1 protein-coding gene is annotated in these 1,317 nt (G+C 54.6%); it reads left to right on the plus strand.

Features of this window, described 5'->3' with window-relative positions:
* Positions 1 to 27 precede the first annotated feature (27 nt).
* Positions 28 to 1,317, plus strand: a 1,290-nt coding sequence (gene ltrA, locus Q8M88_RS13045; RefSeq protein WP_305597590.1) for a group II intron reverse transcriptase/maturase, incomplete at its 3' end; no start/stop codon positions are given.

The following is a 1,317-nucleotide window of genomic DNA, read 5'->3' on the forward strand; positions in this document are numbered from 1 at the left end:
AGAAGACGACGGAGGCCTTGAATCTCGATGGCGCAAGAGGTGCAGGAACAGACGGCCTATAAGCCCGAAGCTCAGGGCGACGACGGCGGACGGAATCCGTTGGACGTTTCCAGAGCCGCGTCCACCGCCACGGCGAGGAGAGAAAACCACCGGCAGCGGCACGATGGTGTCATGGAGGCAGTGGTCGAGACGAAGAACATGTGGAAAGCGTATCGGCGTGTTGTAAAGAACAAAGGTGCGCCGGGGGTAGACGGAATGACCGTCAACGACCTGGGGTGCTATCTCAAAACACACTGGACGCGTATCAAGGGAGAACTCCTGGAAGGCGTATACAAGCCGGGGGCGGTCCGCAAGGTAGAGATACCCAAACCGAACGGAGGAAAGAGGCAACTCGGCATACCAACGGTTATGGATCGACTCATACAGCAGGCGGTACACCAGGCACTCGAACCGATCTTCGACCCCGAATTCTCACCGCACAGCTATGGGTTCCGGCGCGGCCGGAGCACGCATGACGCGGTGAAGAAGGCGAGAGAATATGTGGAAGAAGGGCGGCAATGGGTGGTGGACATCGATCTGGAGAAATTTTTCGACCGGGTTTCGCATGATGTCCTCATGGCGCGTGTCGCGCGGAAAATCTCGGACAAGAAGCTATTGAAGCTGGTTCGGCGGTACCTCCAGGCAGGAATTATGGTGGACGGGATAGAAACGGCGAGAACAGAAGGGACACCGCAAGGGAGCCCGTTATCGCCGCTACTGTCAAACATCATGCTCGATGATCTGGACAAGGAACTGGAAACCAGAGGGCATGCTTTTTGCCGTTATGCGGACGATTGTAACATCTATGTCGCGAGTGAAAAGGCGGGGATCAGGGTCATGGCATCAATCACGCGGTTTTTAGCCGAAAAGTTAAAACTACGGGTGAATGTCGAAAAGAGCGCGATTGACAGGCCGTGGAATCTCAAGTACCTCGGATACTCGATGACAAGCGAGCAGAAACCCCGACTAAGGCCAGCGGATAAATCCGTGGAACGACTGAAGACGACCCTGCACGCAGTCTTCAGAATGGGTCGAGGCCGCTCGATAGTTCGTACAATCGCAACGATTTCGCGGATTCTGCGCGGATGGGGGCAATATTATAAGTTGTCCGGAGTAAAAGAGATATTCAGGAAACTCGATGGTTGGATTCGACGAAAACTCCGATGTCTATTCTGGATACAGTGGAAACGTCCGAGGCGTCGCTACCTCGCTCTCATGAACCTTGGTTTAGATGATAAAACCGCGAAATGTTCGGCGACTAATGGACGGGGTTCGTGG

Origin of the sequence: Phenylobacterium sp., from assembly GCF_030693805.1 — a bacterium.
In the GTDB taxonomy this organism is placed as follows: Bacteria; Pseudomonadota; Alphaproteobacteria; order Caulobacterales; family Caulobacteraceae; genus Phenylobacterium.